Here is a 17,678-nt window from a genome sequence, read left to right as displayed (position 1 = left end):
TCTGGAAGGGTCGCCGAACTTAGTAGTGCACATCATAGTGGTTCCAAAAACAAAGAACTTGAAGTTCACGACGAGTTACCTCCCAAAAGAAGAATTTCCGCTTAATACGGATGTTGACGAGGATAATACATCAGCTATCCTGTAATGTCAACCCCCATGGGAACTAAGCTATGACGAAGTCCTCGAAATCACGGTATACGTCGTAGTCCTCCAGCTTCTCCTCCAATATGAGCTGGTCCAACCCTTCCTCCTCGGCTACCTCGTACACCACCATCTCGTCGTCGGTGTAGTCGGCGACTAAGCAGAATCCTCCCCGCCCATTCAGATCCCTGAAGAGGGACAACAGCTCTTCCATCTCTATCAAGCGGATGAAGAACAGGTCATAATCGTCGTCGTCCTGCACGGAGAGCCCCTCGCCCTGAAAGTAACGGTCCATCCGTTCCCGCAGTTTCTCCGTCATATCATCGTCCACGAAGATTCCGGTAGGACCTCCGTCGGGATCCTCCTCGAAACTCCCAACATTGGCTCCATCAAGGTAGAGATCACCTCTGTAGACAGGATCGCCCTCTCCCGTCACCGATACCATGTCCCTTATCTGAACTCCGTGTATCTCGGCATGCTCAAAAGACACGACTACATCACTCCTCGAATTCATCAAGATGATGAAGCTGATACTCTGTGGATATCTGCTGGACCACTATCCGCCCGGTTCCACCGCAATCCTGACAGGGACGGCTATCGTCGGGACCGTATATAAAGGCTCCCAGACCGGCACAGCTTTTACACACCCGGACTTTCATAGTTTCTTTGTCGAACGTCAGGTTTTCGTTTAATTCATCCAGGGCAAATTCATCTTTAAGCACCTTCATCACAATTCGGCCGGATCCGCTGCACTCGGGACAGCCGAACTTCTCTCCGCTTTTCCCTATGGCGAAACCGAGTCCTTTGCATTTCTTGCACAGCTTGACCTTCATGGTCTCCGGATCGTACTTCATCTTTATCTACTCCTTATCTATGCGTACGGCGAAACAGAAAGAAAGTAGCCCTATCGAGACCGTCGGGCTCCATAACCAACTTTTCCCATGGGGCTATAAGAGATCCGACGTCCTGCATTATCTCCCGAACCGGTACCATGCCGGAGAGCCTGGCTAGATCCCGATATATCTCCACCGTATTCGAGAGAGCCCGAAGATCCAATGCGAGAACGTGAGGCGATGCTTTGCCTGCCGCCTCTGCCAGAGATTCCGGGATATCCGGGTTATCGTTCAGGCTTTCGGGGCGCATGAGCCCCATCGCAAGGCCGTCGTCGCCATATGCCATCACCGCCGTGAGGGGTATATCCAGTGCCAGTCCATCCTTCCATCCCGGAAGATCAAGCTTCCTGACCCCGAAAGGCAGAGGAAGAAATCGCACCATATCCACCAGTCTTTTCCCAAGTCCGTTAGAGACTCCCTCCAGGATAAGACAGAATCCGGGAAAATCGCCCAGAAATCCACCGGCGGCGACTCCTATGGACAAAGAGACACGGCCGTCCAATATGTCCAACAGGTCGTTCTCGTCGAGTCCTATTGACATGGCGTCGCCCAACACCGGCCCCAGCTCCTCGCGGACCTCTCCTCCCAGTTTTGACGTCATGTCTCCGAACGAACCGGTCCAGGACATGAGACCTACCATCTTCCCCTCTCCATAAAGAGGGACCGGATCCATGGCCGACAGCTCGTCTCGCCTCTTTTGGGACAACAGAACGTCCGCCCAGTCGCTCCAACAGGAGAGGGTCGCTTTTTCGTCGTCCACGGAGAGCCCCCACTCCAAAGAGACTCGTTCGTCCGACGGCACCTTCCCAGAGAGGACCATCAGACTCGTCGGGATCTGCCCCCTGAGCCAATCGTCTCCATCGGTCTTTCTGTTCGGGGGCTCTCCCCTATCCGAGGCCATCGTCGCCAACATATCGGGATCTTCGGCAATCAGTACGGCCACATCCGTCCCCTCCCGCCATAGAGCGAGAGATATACTTCCGAACTGCCCCTCCAGAGAGAAGAGAGGATCAAGGCTTTTCGAAAGAGGTACGTCGAGGGACTTGACAGTTATTCCCCTGCCCTCGGCCCAGGACGTCAAGGAGGAAAGAGCCGATTCGACCCTGGAGGGGTCGCTTATTTCGACCGCTCCGTGAAAGTAGCTACGATCTATTCCCGTTCCAGAGACCCCGATTCGAAAAGCCCCTCTTCCCAAAACCCCCTCGTGATCTTTTAAAAGAGACTCGAACCCCGAGCCTCCCGTGGCGAAATCGAACTCGGAGAGCCAGGCGGCTGCCACGTCGAATCTCTCTACGTGAAGCTCGATGAAGTCCTCTTCTTCGGTGCACAAAAAAACACCGGGATCGAGAGCAGGCTCGGCTAAAAAGAAGAAAGCCGATCCGACCGACAGGGAAAGGACAACCCCGATCCAAAGCATCGATTTTCTCACAAAAGCTCAACTCCTAACGTCCCGTCTCCATGTATGATAACATCTCAAGGTCAGTTCCCAGACCTATGGAACGATACCACAGAGAGAGGAGTTCTGCCATGTTCATCCTAGTCGTAGGATCAACGGATATAAGCAAAATACCGGGAATCTCCGCAGCGGGAGCGAATCTGGATGTACTTCCCTACACCGCCCCGGCCGACGCCGACATGCTCTGGTGGGGAAGACCAAGGGTGGTGGACTGGGTACCTCTGGACCCTCAGGGACATCCGACTCCGGCCATAATCACCCGCGCCGCCAGGATCGAGAGCGATTTTCCGGTGACGTTGGTGAAGGCTGGCACCTCGGTGGCTCCCAAGGCCCCTTACGTGGAGACCGGCGCAATTCCGGGGTTGAACCCCGCCGAGACCACGTCACTGCCGGACGGAGAGGAGCTGTTTCAAATGGGGCAAGAGTTGGCCCATTCCCTATCCTCCGACGACGACCCCCTGGTGATAGGCGAATCGGTCCCTGGGGGAACCACGACGGCTTCACTGGTTCTGGAGGCCCTGGGATACAGGGGAATGGTCTCCTCCGCTAGCCCTGAAAACCCTACCAATCTCAAACGCCGACTGAGAGACGAAGCCTTTTTGCGACTGGGAATAAAACAGGGAGGACTGGCGAAGAGAGGACTTATAGCCTTGAAGGAATTGGGAGACCCTATGCAACCCATAGTGGCAGGATTGGTATCGGGAGCCCCTAAGGATAAGGAAATCGTACTTGCCGGAGGAACCCAGATGTTGGCCGTCGCGGCGGCGATAAGACACATGGGGATATCAAGACCTATCACTGTGGCCACCACCTGCTACGTGGCCAGAGACGTCAGCGCGGACTTCAACGGCCTGGCCGAGGAGATAGGAGTGAATACATGGTCGGCACCTCTGGATTTCTCCGGTTCGCCCTGGACGGGATTGAGCGACTACGAAAAAGGATACGTCAAGGAAGGAGCGGGGGCGGGAGGCGCCGTCTGGTACGCCGAGAGACTCGGGGTCCCCACATCTCAAGTAATATCCAGGACGGAAAAGATCTACGGCGCTATGGTCGAAACGAATGTATAAAAGGGATATAATGGGCCTCGAAAAGCTATATTAACAAGAAGAGGAGAGAAAGACATTATGAGATACGACGCCATCATCGTCGGATCCGGTCCCGCCGGGATATTCGCGGCCCTGGAGCTGGTGAAGACCGACAAAAAGGTCCTCATTCTGGACAAGGGGAAGCTCATAAAGGAGAGAATCTGCCCGGTCATATCTGGCAAGGCCACCTCCTGCATAAACTGCCCCAGCTGTAGCGTCGTCTCCGGCTGGGGGGGAGCCGGTTCCGCATCGGACGGCAAGCTTACCATAACCACCGGATTCGGAGGAAACCTGGAGGAATACATCGGCGAATCCACCCTTATAGAGCTAATAGAGTCGGTGGACTCCACCTTCGTGGAACACGGCGCCGATCCCAACTACTACGAGCCTAAGGGCGACATGGTCAAGGACACCATCAAAAGAGCCGCCAGCGTAGGCATAAAGGTGCTTCCCGCGAAAATCCGACATATAGGCACGGACGCGTCCAGAGAGGTTCTGGACAACATGTACAGGACCCTCAAGGATCGATGCAACATAATGATGAACACCTTCGTGGAAGACATCGTCGTGGAGAACGGAGAGGCGAAGGGAGTGATCTTGAAAGACGGCACGAGATACGAGTCCGACACAGTCATAGCCACTCCCGGGCGGGACGGAGCCTCCTGGCTGGAGAAGGTTGTTCGCAGGTTGGAGCTTCCTATAGCGTCCATGCCTGTGGACATAGGTGTGAGGGTGGAGGTCCCCGACAGCGTGTGTCAGGACCTGACCGAGCATTTCTACGAAGTGAAGTGCCTCTACAACACTCCTACCTTTGACGATCGTTGCCGCACATTCTGCATGAATCCGTCGGGATACGTGGTATCGGAGTACAACAAGGGACACGACCTAGTAACGGTGAACGGACACAGTCTGAAAAACACCAAGTCGAACAACACCAACTTCTCCATCCTGGTGACGAAGAACTTCACCCATCCGTTCCAGGATCCCATAGGCTACGCCACCCATATAGCCAGGCTGGCTAACATGTTGGCAGGAGGGGGCATATTGGTTCAGAGACTGGGAGACCTGAAGGACGGCAGGAGGTCCACCACGTCCAGAATCGAGAGAGGCATGATCGAACAGACCGGCTCTGCCGAGCCGGGAGATCTGAGCCTGGTGCTCCCCCACAGGCACATGACCGACATAGTGGAGTTCCTGGACGCACTGAACGTCATAATGCCGGGAGTCAACCAAAACGATACTCTCCTGTACGGAGTGGAGATAAAGCTCTACTCATTGCGGATACAGCTAAATGACTCTCTGGAGGTTCCGTCCGTTAAAAATTTGTTCATGGCAGGAGACGGAGCGGGGGTAAGCAGAGGGATCATACAGGCCGCCTCCAGCGGCGTCGTAGCGGCCCGATCGGCGATAAAAGCCATGGGATAAAGGGAAAGAGAAAGGAGGTCCGCCAAGGACCTCCTCTTTTTATCTAACCGTTGGACCTACCGGTATCCACCACCGGCTTTATGTCCACCAGTGGGGTTCCGTCCAGCATGTCGGGGCCTCTAAAACGGATCTCCAGTCCTTCTACCGAGATCACCTCTACTTCTGTCATGCCTATGCCGTTAGGCCGGTTCGGGCTCCTGGTGGCAAATACTCCCTTCTCGCCGTCCAGCCAGTGAGCGTTGGCGGTCAGCTTCGCACCCTCGGAACGATCGAAGAGGAAGAGGAATACCAGCCTATCGCAAAGCTCGAGTCCCTTCATTCCTTCTCTCCACTTTTCATCGAGGACGGCCACAGCCTCCACTTCCGGCTTGAAATGTCCCTGACGGGGTATTTCCTCCTTGGTCTTATAGGGGGACTTTATCACCCCCAAAGGCTCTATCTCGTGTTTTTTCCTCATCTTCCGACACCTCCAGGGACGACTACTGGAACCCCGCGATGGTCCAAAATGTCAACCTCCACGTCGTACACTTCCCTTATGGTCGAGACCGACACTTCCAGTGGAGCGCAGCATCGCTCCACCCTTCCTCCTTTAAGGAAGAGACATCTGTCGGCATATCTCATGGCTCCGTTCACGTCGTGTATTGTCGTCACAGCCGCCAGGCCGTGGCCATGGACCACATGGGCCACTATATCCATGAGCTCGAGGCGGTTCTTCATGTCTAGGCTAGCGGTAGGCTCGTCCAGTAGAAGAACCGACGGATCCTGGACCAGAGCCCTGGCCACAGCGACCTTCTGTCTCTCCCCTCCGCTAAGCCTATCCAGATAACGAAGTCTGAAGGAGCCCAGATCCAGAAGGGACAGGACGCTCTCCACCACGTTCAGGTCCTTATCGGTGACGGACCAGCCGAGATGGGGCCTTCTGCCCAGGAGGACCGAGTCGAACACCGTCATCCTCTGAGGCTGGGTGAACTGAGGGACATAGCCCATGGCCCTGGCGATATCCTCCCTGGACATGGACGATACCTCCACTCCGTCGATCGAGACAACCCCCTCGTGAGGTTTCAGTATACCGTTCAGGCATCGGAGCAAGGTGGTCTTTCCTACCCCGTTAGGCCCCATGACGGCGAGCATCTCGCCGGAAGACAGGGAAAAGGAGACGTCCCTGAAAACCCAGTCCTTACCCCAACGGAAACCGAGTTTTTCGACCTTTAGCAACATCATTTTCCTCCTCTCAACAACAGCCACAGAAATGCGGGGGCTCCCAGAAAAGAGGTCAGCACCGCCACAGGCAATACATGGGGAGATAGGATCTGCCTGGCGGCAATATCGGCCAGGAGCAGGAGTAACGCCCCGGCGACGGCGCTGGCGGGAACAAGATAGCGATAATCGTCCCCTATCATCCTTCTTATAGCGTGGGGGCAGACCAAGCCTACGAAACCGATGACCCCCAGATAGGACACAGTGACAGAAACGATCAAGGCGGAGATCACCAATCCCCTGAGTCTCAACCGGGGAACGTCGACCCCCAATCCCCGAGCGGTCTCGTCTCCCGCCTCTATTGCGTTGAAGTCCCAACGTCGAAGGAAGAAATAGCCTCCAGCAGGAAGCAGAACGGCGGTCATCACAGCCAGATCCTTCCAGTCGGCCCTAGCCAGGTCCCCGAATGTCCAGAAAACGATGGCGGCCAACTGCACATCGTCGGCGAAGTACTGAAGGAACATGGTACCAGCGGTGAACAAAGACCCCAGGGCCACGCCGCATAGAACCATGGTCTCAGGAGCAGCTCCTCTCGTCGCGGATATCGCCAGGATAACCGCAGTGGCTACCATACAGAAACAAAATGCCCCGATCGCCACGATGCCGGGACCGAAGGACAGAAGCCAGTAAGGCGCTCTCTGAGATAGATTTCCTATCAACATGACCGTCAAGGCGGCACCGAAAGCTCCGGCATGGGAAAACCCCAGGGTAAAGGGAGAGCCCAGTGGATTTCTGAGGATAGCCTGCATGGCCACGCCCGACAGAGACAATCCCGCTCCGGCGACGACAGCTGCTATGGCCTGAGGAAGTCGAATGTTCCACAGTATCAGGGATTCCCTGCCCTCCGACAACCTCAGAAGTCCCCTGATAACCTGGGTCACAGTCATCCCGGAGACTCCCACGGAGAGAGACAACATAAAGGCCGATAGAGTCAAAGCGACCAGAGCCAGAAGAAAAAGCCGTTTTTTCCCGGCATATTTTTTATAGGAGAGGGAGACCTCGACTCCGTCCAGATGCATGGCGGCTAGATCTCTCCCGGCACAAGCTTACGGAATACCTTGCCTTTAAAGCAATCGTTTAACTTGGAAAAGACGGGTTTCCCTACGAGAAAAGCGTATATCTCGTCGGCCTTATCTCCGGGATCCACGTCCTCGAATCGATCGGGAAAGAGCAACGAACCCACGAAATACGCATTCGCCAAAATATTGCCAAAGTTTTGGGTGTACCAGTTATAGGGTAATACCCCGTAGATATTGCCTTCCTCCACGGCGGAGAGACCTCTCCACAGAGGATCGTCGGCCAGCTCCTTCAAAGCTCCCCCTCCGACCGCCGTTATGGTGGACAGGTCGACGAAGATGAATTTCGGATCCCATTTCAACAGGGCCTCCTTGGAGACCACCGCATGTCTAGCCTTGGCCCCCTTTCCCTCTGCCGCCACGTTCGCCACTCCGGAAAACAGGAAGGGAGGATAATTAGGCTCTGTGGACAACAGTCCGTGAGGACCTCTGAAGGCTATCCCTCCCACGTAGGCGGAACCCTCTATGGAGGCATCGGCGGTCCTTGTTTTAAGGTCTTCTATGGCGGCTTCGAAGAAATTCACCACTTCCTTCGCCCTGTCGGAGACATCGGTCACCTGCCCCATTATGGAGATTGACTCGTACAGTCTACTCCTTTTTCCTGCCAGATTTCCGTAGTCCAGGGCGACGACGGGAATACCGGTCTTGGACTGGAGACTTTCGGCTTCGTCGCCGGTGCAGCCGGTCTTGAATATCACCTGAGGGGCGGGATCCAGAGAGAGAATCAGCTCCGGACTATCGTTGCCTCTGAACTCGCCGAACAACGGCAGGCTCTTGTACTCCGGTCTGGCAATGGCGTAGGCCCTGGCATCGAAAGTCTCAGTTCTCCTCTCTATGCTGTCAACCGCAACGACTTTGTCCTCCAGTCGAAGATATGTGGCCAGTCTGAGACATCCCGATCCGGAACAGATTATCCTGTCTACCTCGTCGGGGACCTCCACATCTCTACCCAACCCGTCCGTCACAGTGGCAGCGTAAGAGGTTACAGCCCAAAGGATGGAAAACAAGGCAATGAAAAAGGCTACAGTTCTTCTCAAGCGGTACATCTCCCTTCGAAATATATATCAGCCTACAATGATAGCACGAAACAGGGATCTTGTAGTACCAAAAAGACGAAATCGACGATAGACTTTTAAGAGAAAACACTACGACGCTAAGGGGATGGACTAAATTGAAGGAGAACAGTTTCGTATTTCGAGGCGAAGAGGTGCTTATCCCGGAGATGGACGGGATTGAGTTACCTAGGGAACTTGATTATATATCGACGGGAGAGGTCGATGGCGTGGGCACGTGGAGAGAGCTCCCCGAAGATGCCGACTTGAAAGGGTGGAGGGCCGTACCTAGAAGGGCCCTGTGGGAGCTAACAGGGGAAATCTCCTTCGCAAAGGCCAACCGTCTCTACGCAGAGATGGATTGGCGTAAAAACAGCCGGTTCTGCGGCAGATGCGGTACCCCCATGGAGGACGGAGAGGACAACGGCCGGGCCTGTCCGAAATGCGGTTACAGGATATACCCTATAATCTCTCCTGCCGTGATAGTGGCGGTAGAGAGAGAAAACCGCATCCTCTTGGCCCATAATTCGGCCTTTCCATCCGGCAGGTACAGCGTTCTGGCGGGCTTCGTGGACCTGGGAGAAAGCCTTGAGGAGGCTTTGAGGAGAGAGATCCGGGAGGAGGTCGGAATAGAGATATCGGACATCCGTTATTTCGACAGCCAATCCTGGCCGTTTCCCCGGTCTCTCATGGTGGCATTTCAGGCCCGATGGGCCTCCGGCGAGATAGAGGTCGACGGCAAGGAGATAGACAGCGCTGACTGGTTCGCTTCCGAGGATCTTCCCGAGATCCCCGGAAGCGTCAGCGTATCACGAAGATTGATAGACGATTTTATCAAGAGAAACTCCTGATCTATTTTTCGAGAGCCATGATCTGGTCCATGTCCTTATCTCCCCGGCCGGACAGGTTGACCAGGAGGATCTCGTCGGAACCCATCCGGGGTAGCCTCTTTACCGCATACGCCAGGGCGTGGGAGCTTTCGAGAGCCGGTATTATCCCCTCGGTTCGACAGAGAAGATGGAAGGCATCGAGTGCCTCCTCATCTGTGACTGCCACATAGGTGGCCCTGCCGCTGTCCTTGAGGTAGGAGTGCTCCGGCCCCACTCCGGGGTAGTCCAATCCGGCGGAGATAGAATACACCGGAGCGGGATCTCCGTTTTCGTCGGTGAGGACGTAGCTCTTGAAACCGTGTATCATGCCCGGAGATCCTACTACGAGGGTGGCTGCGTGCTCTCCCGTCTCCAGACCTTTACCGGCTGGCTCCACTCCTGTTATAGCCACAGAGGCATCGTCGATAAAACCGGAAAAAAGACCGATGGCGTTGCTGCCCCCTCCGACACAGGCCACTATCTCGTCGGGTAGACGATCCTCTCTGTCCAGTATCTGCTGTCGGGCCTCTTTGCCTATGATGCTCTGAAAGTGACGGACCATGGAAGGATAGGGAGCGGGCCCCACCGCCGATCCGAGAAGGTAGAAAGTCTCGGGATCCTCGACGTAGGCGTTAAGGGCGGCGTCCACCGCGTCTTTCAGGACTCCCTGTCCCTGGGCCACCGACACCACCTTAGCCCCTAGAAGCTTCATTCTGCTGACGTTGGGAGCCTGGCGTGCCACGTCCACCGCTCCCATATAGACCACGCATTCCATCCCCATCAGGGCCGCCACAGTGGCGGAGGCGGTTCCGTGCATACCCGCACCGGTCTCGGCTATGAGGCGGGTCTTCCCCATCCTTTTGGCCAACAGAGCCTGTCCTATGGCGTTGTTTATCTTGTGGGCTCCGGTATGATTCAGGTCCTCCCTTTTCAGGAATAGACGGCCTCCTCCAAGTTTATCTCCGAGATTAAGGCACTCGGTAATCGCGGAGGGACGCCCTACGTACTCTCTCATGAGACGCATATATTCCCTCTCGAACTCCGGGTCCGACGCGGCTTCGAGGAAAGCCTCGGAAAGCTCCTCCAAGGGCCTCTCCAACGATTCCGGGACAAATCTTCCACCAAAAGCTCCATAGTATCCTTTTTTTGCAGCGTTATCGACGGTCGTGACGGTCATTTAAATCTCCTCCACATCTCTAAAATTTGGACCCGAATAAAGAAAGGGCCGCTCCCCCTATCAGAGGGGCGCGGCCCTTAAATGAAAAGCCGCGGCAGCATCTGCCACCGCGGCTGAAAGCACAGCCTGAGACGCGGTGGACCTAGGTCCACCACCACCAGCAAAGCATCGAATTGTCAGTCATGGGTTTAGAGTACATAGCCTTCCACGGCCTCTCGATGAATTTTGAAGCATAATACACCTCTTCAGGCCTCCAGTCAACGGCAGAAAGTCAAATCAGCCCCTTTTTCCTGTATATCGGCTCGGCCAGGCTCCATAAGAGGTCGCCCCTCTTGAGCAGGACCAACCCTATCAGGAGACAGCCCCCCCCTCCGATGGCCAAGGTTGCCCTGGCTCCGATAAAAGAGGCCACCGTCCCTGCCACTAGACTGCCTATAGGGGCGGTTCCCGTCAGGGAAACCACGTAGAGGGACATCACCCGGCTCCTTTTGTCCTCGTCCACCAAGGTCTGTATCACCGTGTTGCCCGCAACCAAGACCGACACCATGCCGTACCCCACTGCGACTATGAGCAATATCGACATAGGAGTCCATAGAGAGAGGGAGAAAGCGGCCAAGGAGACTCCGAAAAAGGAGAGAGAGATGGCCATAACCCTCATGAGGCCCACCGGGGTCTTCCTAACAGCCAGCCTTATCGATCCGGCAAGGGCACCGAGACCTGACGCACCGGTCAACAGACCGAGTAGAGTTGGACCACCGTGCAGGATCTCCTTGGCGAATATCGGCAAGAGCACCAGATAGGGCAAACCGGCGAAGCTCAGTAGAGCCAGGGATATCAGAACGTCCCTTATGGGAAGAAAGGAACGGACGTAACTGATGCCTGACAAGAACCCCTCCCAAAAGGGTTCCCGCTCACGAGAGTCTTCCCGAGGACGCAACCGAAGAGCCATCAAAGCCGCCAAGGTGGCCAGATAACAGGCGCTGTTTATACCGAAACATATCCCCTCGCCGAAGGCGGCTATGCAAAACCCCGCTACCGATGGACCTATCAGTCGGGCTACGTTGAACAGAGAGGAGTTCAGCGCCACGGCGTTTCCCAGGTCCTCAGGCCGATCCACGAGCTGAATGATGAAGGTCTGACGGGCCGGGAGCTCGAAAGCGTTCACTACTCCCAACAAAACCCCTAACGCCAAAACATGTATGTAATTGACGGCTCCGGTAAGGGTCAGTCCGGCAAGAACCCCGGCGTGAACCATGCATAAAGTCTGGCAGATCACCATCAGGCGCCTCAGATCCCAGCGTTCCATCAAGACCCCCGCAAAGGTTGAAAGGAATAGCAACGGGATCTGACTGGCGAAATCCACGGCTCCTAACAGAAAAGCCGAGTCGGTCAGACGATATACCAACCAACCCATAGCGACCCTTTGAATCCAAAAGCCCGTCAAGGATATGCCCTGCCCTGTGAAAAAAAGCCTGTAATTCCTCGATCCAAGGGCAGAAAACGCCCTTATCTTTACAAAAGACATCAAGACTCCCCCAATCTCGATTATCAAGCCAGGACATGATAGCATAAAAGGGATCCATATATTCGACGAAAGGAGAGAGTACCGCAACAGGACAAAAAAGCAGATGATCCCCTGCATGACCTATCCCCTTCCGGATGATAGGATTTTTCCAGATCCTCAGGTTGGGAAGTGATCGTATGGCTGGATACTATCTAATGCCACCGGTAAACCTCATGGGCAGAGGGAGCCTTCAGAAGACCGGTTCCTGGATGGAAAAGCTTGGCGGCAGAAAAGCTCTCATAGTCGCATCGATAGGGGAATACGGAGACCTCCAGGGCTCCATGGTCCTAGAGGTACTGAAAGTTCATGGCCTGGAAGGCGATGTCTTCCCTGGTGCTGGGCCAAACCCCACTGACGTGATGGTGGAAGAAGCGGTAGGCAGATATTTCGGACAAAAATGCGACTGTCTAATCGCCGTCGGAGGCGGAAGCGCCATGGACTGTACAAAAGCAGCATCGGTCTCCATCGGAAGGATAGACGAAAAATCCCAAAAAGGGGAAGGCCGGAAAGACAGACCGCCTTTCATCGCCATCAACACCACCGCCGGAACCGGCAGCGAGGCCACCAGTTTTGCGGTAATAACGGACAGCGCAAATCACCGTAAAATAACCGTACAGGACTGGACCCTCATGCCGGACGTATCGATCAACGATCCGGATCTGATGTTGTCCATGCCCCCGGGCCTTACAGCTGCCACAGGGATGGACGCCCTCTCCCACGCCGTAGAGGCCTACGTTTCCACGGAGGCGTCGCTTTTCTCCGACGGGATAGCCCTTCAAGCCATAAGGACAATCTTCCGCTGGCTTCCCATGGCGGTACGCTACGGAGACAGCATTGAGGCGAGAGAAGCCATGTGCAACGCCGCTTTCATGGCAGGTGTGGCCTTCAACAACGCTGGCCTGGGCTACGTCCATGCCCTTTCCCACCCGATAAGCGCCATGTACGGAGCTCCTCACGGACTGGTAAACGCCATATTGCTTCCGGTGGTGGAGAGATACAATCTACCGGCAGCTGCCACCAAGATGGCCACAATGGGATCGGTGATAGACGAAGCCACCTACGATAGATACGGCATAGACCACTCTGGTTTTCGTACCGCGGAAAAGGCGGAAAAGGTAGTTGAGGCTATGGCCGATCTGGCGAAGGAGATAGGTATAACCGACGGACTATCCTCCCTAGGAGTTACCGAGAATTCCATAGACGATCTGTCCTTAGCCGCCTCGAAGGAGGCCATAGGTATCAATAACCCCCGCAAGGGGGTCCTACAGGAGATAAGGGAGCTGTACATCCAGGCCCTTTAAGGGGTCAAGCGACCCCCAAAGAAGGCGCCGCCTCTCGAGAGGCGGCGCCTTCTTTGGTAGAATGGAATCTCCATCGGCACATGCCGACGAGAAGAAGGATAACGGAGGAGATCTCATGCTGCTAAGAAAGGAATTCACATTCGACGCCGCCCACAGGCTCGAAAGATACAGGGGAAAATGCGAGGCCCTTCACGGCCACACCTATAGATTAGCCGTCACACTGAACGGACGTAGCGACGACGAGGACATGGTTTTCGACTTCACCGAGCTGAAAAGGATCGTTTCGGAAAAGATCCTGACCGAGCTGGACCACGCCTATTTAAACGATGTTATGGATCAGCCGACGGCGGAGAACATAGCCCTATGGGTATGGAGAAAACTGGACGAATCGGTCAAAAGACCGAACTGCGAGCTACACTCCGTGCAGATCTGGGAGACCGCGACAAGCTCCGTGATAGTTTTCAGAGAGGACGTGGAGTAACCATGACGACCTGGTTTCACCGTTTCAGGTCGACGGCGGAACTGAAGAAAACCCTGGAGGAGATAGGCTGCGATCCGGGGGCACTACCCTATTTCAACGACAGGAGAGATCTGACGGCCCTCAGGATATCCGACGTAGACACCAGAGCGGCCAACGCACTCAAACAGGAGATGCTCTCCCGTGGTGGAGACGTGGCGGTCCATCGTCACGCCATAGACAGAGGAGTAGAACGCTGCGATTGCCTCCTGTTCGGGACGGATAAACAGATAGCCCATCTTGCGGAAAAGCTGGCCGTCATGCCTTACTGGGGACTGGATCAGGTCCGAAAAGAGATACTGGATGCCATGGCGGGAAAGAGGAAGAGAAGGCATCTTCTGACCCTGCCGGGAGATAGAGTACTCCAGCTCGGCGACAGGACTAAGCTCATGGCCATAGTGAACCTCACGGAGGACTCATTTTTCTCCAAGAGCAGGGCCGGTTCGACCTCGGAATGTCTGAAAAGGGTGGAGACCATGATAGAGGACGGGGCGGACATGCTGGATCTAGGAGCCGAGTCCACCAGGCCGGGATCGCTGCCTGCGGAGGCCGAAACGGAGATAATTCGACTGGTCCCTGCTGTGGAATCCATCAGGGAGGAATTTCCCCATATTCCCATATCGATAGATACCACCAAGTCAGAGGTAGCCCGGGCCTGCGTCGATGCAGGAGCGGACATACTGAACGACATATCTGGACTGGGATTCGACCCGGAGCTGGCTTCCGTGGCGGCGAACTCCGGGGCTCCGCTGGTAATAATGCACATGAAAGGGGTCCCCAGGACAATGCAGCGGGAACCCCATTACGGCTGTCTCCAGAAGGAGATATGCGATTACTTTCGAGAGAGGACGAAGCTGGCTACTAAAGCCGGAGTTCCAGAGGGGCAGATAATCCTGGACCCCGGAATAGGCTTCGGAAAGACGGCATCCCATAACCTCGCTCTGCTCTCCCACAACGAGTTCTTTCGATCGATGGGATCTCCGATTCTCATAGGCCATTCCCGAAAAAGCGTATTCGGAGCTGTCCTCAAGGGGGCTCCCACGGAAGAGAGACTGGAAGCCACTCTGGCCGGGACAGCCCTCTGCGCTTGGCAGGGAGTGGAGATCATCAGGGTACACGATGTCAAGGCCAACCGTCGTGTGCTGGACACGATAGCCGCTCTGAACGACCCAGATAGGGTCGACTGATCAGATATCTCCGAAGAGCCAGCCCTCCAAGGTGATCGGCCTGCCGGGACGAAGCCCCTCCATCTCCCTTCTCAGGTCGCCAAGGAGGGCGGCTCTCTCCGCGAAGGCGTTGTGTCGGTGGATGCTCTCGAAATTCTCCTGCCTGGCGAGGACGAAAACCCCGTCGGGAAGGTCGGGAGAGACCTCCACCACGTTTCGTAGCACCTCCCTCACGACGTCCTCAACGAATCGAGGATTGCTGTGAGCCTTGTTGACCACGAAAAACTCGTCCGGTCTTTTGAGAAGCTCGTATATCTCGGAACTCATGGAAGCCTCGGCCAGGTGAACCAGGTTCTCCGCCCTTATGGTACCCGCACCGCCGATCATTAACGTGGCCCGTCCCCTCTGGTTGTGGGACGCCAGGGGCAATACGTCTACGATACGCTCCGCCTCTTCCTCGCCGTATCCCTGGGATATCAACAATCCCTTGGAATGGGCGCGGACCATGTCCTGGGCACAGGGACAGACGGTCAAACCGTCCACCTCCACCCCTGATATCGTTCGACATACGTTCCCGTCGCAGGCGGATATCCCTATAAAATTGTAGATCTCCTGGGTCGTCTTCCCCGATATGGGAGCGTGCTTTTTCAGGGGGAAATGGGCCTTTATCCGGACCTCCGATCTAAGAGCCTCCTGCCGCTCCATCACAGACGAGGCCAGACGCTCGGCCATTGTCTCTATGTCGGGAGCGACGGAACCGGCGGCGTCCTCCGCTGCCTGCTCCAATATCTCGTTGAAACGAGACATATGGACGCCTGCCCTGGCACCGTCGAGATCCACAAACAGATCCATGGTCGCGTAGAAAAGGGAAATCTTGCCCTCCGTCTCGAGGCGTATTATCCTCTCCAGGCCGGTCACACCGACCCGCCCCAAAAACAGAGGAACCTCGGGGACGCCTTTCTGCACATCTCTATCGAGGGAAAATCGAAGGGATCTCTCCACCTTGGCGACCCCTTTGGCGTCCACCAAATCCCTTAGATCGGAGACGGTCTGCCCTAAGACAGGATGGACCAGCCCAGGGGCTATCTCGGCGAGAGGAACCAGCACGAAGGCCCTCTCCTGCATCCTGGGATGGGGGACGGTCAGCTTGTCATCTCCCAGGACCAGGTCGTCGTACATTATCAGGTCGACGTCTATAGGTCTCGGGCCGTTCCTGAAATTGACGGTCCTGCCCATCCTCTGTTCGATCCATTTTGCCAGATGAAGGACCTCCATCGGAGACAGGTCCGTTAGAATCTCGCAGGCACAGTTAAGAAAGAGAGGTTGATCCTCATATCCGACCGGCTCGGTCTCGTAGAACGACGAAACCGCCACGACCTCCACCTTGCCCTGAAGATATTGAAGTGCCTGTAGTATATTGCCCTGACGGTCGCCCAGATTGGCTCCCAGGGCCAGAAAAACCCTGTGTTTGCGATTCATCTTTGGACCTCCTAGTCGTAATCGCTGATACTTACGTTGGAGATAATTGTAACAGAAGGGAGAGGGACTGATGACCATCGTATCTTTCAGAAAATGCAGTTCCTACGAAGGCGTAAAGGACGTAATAGCTCGAACGATAGACGATCTGGGGGGGATGGAGCGATTCGTCTCCTCCGGCGACTCGGTGCTTATAAAGCCAAATATGCTGGGAGCCTACTCGCCGGACAGGGCCGTAACCACACATCCGGCCATGGTACGAGCTGTGACGGAAATGACTCTTGACTGCGGAGGCAAGCCGACCATAGCCGACAGCCCCGGCATAGAGAAGTTCTCCAAGGTAGCGGAGAAAACCGGAATAGCCCAGGTGGGCAGGATATTAGGGGTTCCCGTCGTCCCTCTAGACGAATCCCGGCCTGTTCCGGGCAAAAGAGACGATCGTTTCAGGGGACTTGAAATCTCCGCCCTGGCATTGGAATCGGACAAAATAATAAACCTTCCTAAGCTAAAGACCCACTGTCAGATGACCTTGACCATGGGGGTAAAAAACCTGTTCGGAACGGTGGTGGCCCAGAGAAAGGCGGCCTGGCACTATAGAGTCGGACTTGACAGAGAGGACTTCGCCCGACTGCTGTTGGAGATATGGATGACATTGCGTCCCTGTTTGACCGTAATGGACGGAGTCGTAGGCATGGAGGGCAGAGGTCCGTCCAACGGATCTCCGAGACGGTTCGGCACTGTGGTGGCCACGGACGATGCTCTGGCCATGGATCTGACAACGGCGGACCTAATGTCCTTGAATCGATCGGCTTTCCCCCTGAGAAAAGCGGCCGAGACGGCCGGGATGGTCCCGAAAAATATACGGATAAAAGGAGATACCATACCAGAGACGACTTTCGAGAGGGTCGAACTTCCTCCACCCGACTCACTGAGGCTTCTGCCCTCCTGGATGGACCGTTTCGGAAGAGAGCTCCTGGCGGCCAGGCCGGAGCAGAACCGAAAACGCTGTATCCTATGCGGTAGATGCGTCGAGATATGCCCCGCCGACGCCATAACCATGAGAGACCGCCGCCTGGTCTTCGACTATGAAAAGTGCATAAGATGCTACTGCTGCCATGAGATGTGTCCCGCCAACGCCATAAGACTGAAGCAGAATATTCTCCTAAGAGGTCTGGAAGTCCTGGGTCGCTAGAACTATTTGCACCTAAATGGCATAATCCTGT

Annotated in this window: 17 protein-coding genes; 7 read left to right on the top strand and 10 right to left on the bottom strand. The window is 55.4% G+C overall.

The features are described 5' to 3' along the window. Positions 1-163: 163 nt before the first annotated feature. The 3 genes from DPEP_RS07395 to DPEP_RS07385 are packed head-to-tail and all read right to left on the bottom strand — an operon-like array spanning position 164 to position 2,463. Entirely contained in the window at positions 164-631 is a 468-nt protein-coding gene (locus DPEP_RS07395; protein ID WP_005660930.1) for a hypothetical protein, read from the bottom strand. A 7-nt stretch (positions 632-638) separates the two neighbouring features. Beyond that, a complete protein-coding gene (locus DPEP_RS07390) occupies positions 639-995 on the bottom strand; it encodes a hypothetical protein (protein WP_005660929.1) in 357 nt (118 codons plus the stop codon). 13 nt (positions 996-1,008) lie between these two features. Beyond that, positions 1,009-2,463, bottom strand: coding sequence for a hypothetical protein (locus DPEP_RS07385; RefSeq protein WP_005660928.1), 1,455 nt, complete (start codon positions 2,461-2,463; stop codon positions 1,009-1,011). A gap of 29 nt (positions 2,464-2,492) precedes the next feature. On the opposite strand from DPEP_RS07385, the gene cobT reads away from it, so the two are divergent. Both cobT and DPEP_RS07375 read left to right on the top strand, forming a co-directional pair. Beyond that, the gene (gene cobT, locus DPEP_RS07380) at positions 2,493-3,557 is read left to right on the top strand and encodes a nicotinate mononucleotide-dependent phosphoribosyltransferase CobT (RefSeq protein WP_338033389.1); all 1,065 of its coding nucleotides are present in this window, start codon (positions 2,493-2,495) and stop codon (positions 3,555-3,557) included. Positions 3,558-3,614: 57 nt separating this feature from the next. Then, positions 3,615-5,000, top strand: coding sequence for an NAD(P)/FAD-dependent oxidoreductase (locus DPEP_RS07375; RefSeq protein ID WP_005660926.1), 1,386 nt, complete (start codon positions 3,615-3,617; stop codon positions 4,998-5,000). 43 nt (positions 5,001-5,043) lie between these two features. Here the strand turns inward: DPEP_RS07375 and tsaA are convergent, their stop codons facing one another. The 4 genes from tsaA to DPEP_RS07355 are packed head-to-tail and all read right to left on the bottom strand — an operon-like array spanning position 5,044 to position 8,379. Further along, entirely contained in the window at positions 5,044-5,457 is a 414-nt protein-coding gene (tsaA, locus tag DPEP_RS07370) for a tRNA (N6-threonylcarbamoyladenosine(37)-N6)-methyltransferase TrmO (RefSeq protein WP_005660925.1), read from the bottom strand. Beyond that, complete coding sequence (locus DPEP_RS07365; protein WP_005660924.1) at positions 5,454-6,218, bottom strand: ABC transporter ATP-binding protein; 765 nt, start codon at positions 6,216-6,218, stop codon at positions 5,454-5,456. Before DPEP_RS07365 ends, tsaA begins: the two co-directional genes overlap by 4 nt. Beyond that, entirely contained in the window at positions 6,218-7,276 is a 1,059-nt protein-coding gene (locus DPEP_RS07360; RefSeq protein ID WP_005660923.1) for a FecCD family ABC transporter permease, read from the bottom strand. The genes DPEP_RS07365 and DPEP_RS07360 overlap by 1 nt, the downstream gene beginning before the upstream one ends. A gap of 5 nt (positions 7,277-7,281) precedes the next feature. Beyond that, on the bottom strand, positions 7,282-8,379 hold the full coding sequence (locus DPEP_RS07355) for an iron ABC transporter substrate-binding protein (RefSeq protein ID WP_040382493.1): 1,098 nt from the start codon (positions 8,377-8,379) through the stop codon (positions 7,282-7,284). Positions 8,380-8,450: 71 nt separating this feature from the next. Between DPEP_RS07355 and nudC the strand changes: the two genes are divergently transcribed. Next, positions 8,451-9,236, top strand: coding sequence for an NAD(+) diphosphatase (nudC, locus tag DPEP_RS07350; RefSeq protein ID WP_083797556.1), 786 nt, complete (start codon positions 8,451-8,453; stop codon positions 9,234-9,236). A gap of 1 nt (position 9,237) precedes the next feature. On the opposite strand, the gene trpB is transcribed toward nudC, so the two are convergent. Further along, positions 9,238-10,431 carry a tryptophan synthase subunit beta gene (trpB, locus tag DPEP_RS07345; RefSeq protein WP_005660920.1) on the bottom strand — a complete coding sequence of 398 codons (1,194 nt, stop codon included), beginning with the start codon at positions 10,429-10,431 and terminating at the stop codon, positions 9,238-9,240. 271 nt (positions 10,432-10,702) lie between these two features. After that, on the bottom strand, positions 10,703-11,956 hold the full coding sequence (locus DPEP_RS07340) for an MFS transporter (RefSeq protein ID WP_005660919.1): 1,254 nt from the start codon (positions 11,954-11,956) through the stop codon (positions 10,703-10,705). A gap of 176 nt (positions 11,957-12,132) precedes the next feature. Between DPEP_RS07340 and DPEP_RS07335 the strand changes: the two genes are divergently transcribed. From DPEP_RS07335 to folP, 3 genes are all read left to right on the top strand, one after another. Then, positions 12,133-13,296 carry an iron-containing alcohol dehydrogenase gene (locus tag DPEP_RS07335; protein WP_005660918.1) on the top strand — a complete coding sequence of 388 codons (1,164 nt, stop codon included), beginning with the start codon at positions 12,133-12,135 and terminating at the stop codon, positions 13,294-13,296. 61 nt (positions 13,297-13,357) lie between these two features. Then, complete coding sequence (gene queD, locus DPEP_RS07330) at positions 13,358-13,777, top strand: 6-carboxytetrahydropterin synthase QueD (RefSeq protein ID WP_241760467.1); 420 nt, start codon at positions 13,358-13,360, stop codon at positions 13,775-13,777. 2 nt (positions 13,778-13,779) lie between these two features. After that, a complete protein-coding gene (folP, locus tag DPEP_RS07325) occupies positions 13,780-15,000 on the top strand; it encodes a dihydropteroate synthase (RefSeq protein ID WP_005660915.1) in 1,221 nt (406 codons plus the stop codon). Here folP and mptA read toward each other — a convergent pair whose 3' ends face one another. Beyond that, on the bottom strand, positions 15,001-16,458 hold the full coding sequence (mptA, locus tag DPEP_RS07320; RefSeq protein ID WP_005660913.1) for a GTP cyclohydrolase MptA: 1,458 nt from the start codon (positions 16,456-16,458) through the stop codon (positions 15,001-15,003). Positions 16,459-16,528: 70 nt separating this feature from the next. Between mptA and DPEP_RS07315 the strand changes: the two genes are divergently transcribed. Next, positions 16,529-17,647, top strand: coding sequence for a DUF362 domain-containing protein (locus tag DPEP_RS07315; RefSeq protein WP_005660911.1), 1,119 nt, complete (start codon positions 16,529-16,531; stop codon positions 17,645-17,647). Positions 17,648-17,678: the final 31 nt, after the last annotated feature.

This window comes from Dethiosulfovibrio peptidovorans DSM 11002 (assembly GCF_000172975.1).
Taxonomy (GTDB): domain Bacteria; phylum Synergistota; class Synergistia; order Synergistales; family Dethiosulfovibrionaceae; genus Dethiosulfovibrio; species Dethiosulfovibrio peptidovorans.
This window is presented reverse-complemented; position numbering and strand designations above follow the sequence as displayed.